Source organism: Lacticaseibacillus baoqingensis, assembly GCF_003946165.1.
Classification (GTDB): Bacteria; Bacillota; Bacilli; order Lactobacillales; family Lactobacillaceae; genus Lacticaseibacillus; species Lacticaseibacillus baoqingensis.
The window spans coordinates 1-1,599 of the sequence record NZ_RHOI01000075.1 but is presented as its reverse complement, the minus strand read 5'-3'; the positions used below and the strand labels follow the sequence as shown (position 1 = coordinate 1,599).

Annotated in this window: 1 protein-coding gene; it reads right to left on the bottom strand. The window is 46.7% G+C overall.

Annotated features, from left to right (window positions below; genetic code table 11):
- Positions 1-49: 49 nt before the first annotated feature.
- Positions 50-1,468 (bottom strand): IS5 family transposase, encoded by a 1,419-nt coding sequence (locus tag EKM91_RS13700; protein ID WP_048482185.1) that lies wholly within the window; start codon positions 1,466-1,468, stop codon positions 50-52.
- Positions 1,469-1,599 lie beyond the last annotated feature (131 nt).

Sequence of the window (1,599 nt, the reverse complement as noted above, 5' to 3'; positions counted from 1 at the left end):
TGTTAAGGGTCAGCGTAAAGCTATCACCACTATGGTAGTGGCTGTTCAACTAGGCCACCATATTCTTGGTGCTGGTAGTAAATTTGTACCGGAAACGATAGGTTTGCCCGTCGTTCGTAGTTGAAATTAAAATTGGTATAGCAAACACTCTCAAGAATGTCAGGGCATTGCTTAATACCATTGCCTGATCAATCTTGACGGCTAATGACTCAGCTGTTCGGGTATTGACTAAGTCCAAGCCTACTGACCCTTTGAGAAAGGCAAATCGGCGTTCAATGGCACCGCGTCGATTCTCTGCGTCCGTATCCTGGCGACGTTTCTTGGCATCAACGTGTTTTGGTTTTGCGCCAAGTTTTGGGCCACAGATGATGATACCTAGATCTTTACACAACTTGCGATTGTCGCGGTTGCGGTAAAGTGTATCCGCCAATACCTCATCTGGGTAATGGCCATGCAAATCAAAGTAATGATCCAAGGTCGCTTCAAAGTCCTTACTTTCATTGAAAGCACTAAATTCAAAGCGCTCAATATCAACGATACCTTCGCTTAATGAAGCGTCGATTTTGGCACCAAACTCAACTTTAGCTTTCGCCTTACCGCGCTGGATCGGTCGAATATAAGGCTGTTGGAGACTAATAATGCGGTCTGCGACATGGTGAATATTGTGTGTAAACATGTGCCACTGTTGGTCAAACAAGATTCGGATGACACCCAATCGTACTGCTTGCTTGGCGGTTAAGATCGCTCCGGCATCGATGAATTCGTTGATGTAGCGCAAATCACGGCGGACATATTGAAGTTGGGCTTTGACTTGCTTGTGAACGGATTGTTTTTGGCTCTTTGGATGGCGTGAGAAAGCCGTCCAAACTTGTTTGGCCTCACGCTTGTACATGCGTGGATTTGGAACATTCAGTTGATGCGCCATGTCAATGGCCATGTCTTCAAGATTCTGGCGGGCTTGATTGAGCAGCGAAGTGTCTTGAGGATAACGGATTTTTACCGGGATCGCTGTGGCATCCGTGATCATGACGTCAACTTTGAACGGCACCACCGCTTCGATCTTGGCACGAAGCCAATCATTGATAATGTTTCTGACCAGTTCAGAGATATCCGCGATCCGCTTGCGGAAGGTACACAGGCTGGTGTAGGCGAAGGGTTTCTCTGCTCGGTATTCTGAAAGTCCGATGAAGTACTGATAAGCCGGCGTGTCTCGAATGGCGTCAACGACACCGCGATCGGTTAGTTTCATTCGATTCTGAATCAGTCCAGCGCCATAAAGCATCCGAAATGGCTTGGCCGCTCGCCCAGTACTTTTCTTGGAAAACTCCAATTGGTATGCCTCATCCAGTTCTTTCCACGGGAAAATATCGGCCAAGCGCACCCACTCGTTATCTGGACTGAGCGGTGTGCTCAGGCCGCAACCAAAGGATTCAAAAGAGAGTTGGTGGGGACTTTGACGATAAACCATGGATAAAACCTCCGAGTGAATTTCGTAAATGCACGGGAAATGTCTGAAAACCGGAATTTCGTATGCATTTATTATATGACAGTAATGACCTAAAATCACTAGTATCAAATGCTACACGTTTTTGAACAGCC

Coding starts and splice junctions, on each gene's coding strand:
- EKM91_RS13700 (WP_048482185.1), bottom strand. CDS start 1,468: ATGGTTTATCGTCAAAGTCCCCACCAACTCTCTTTTGAATCCTTTGGT.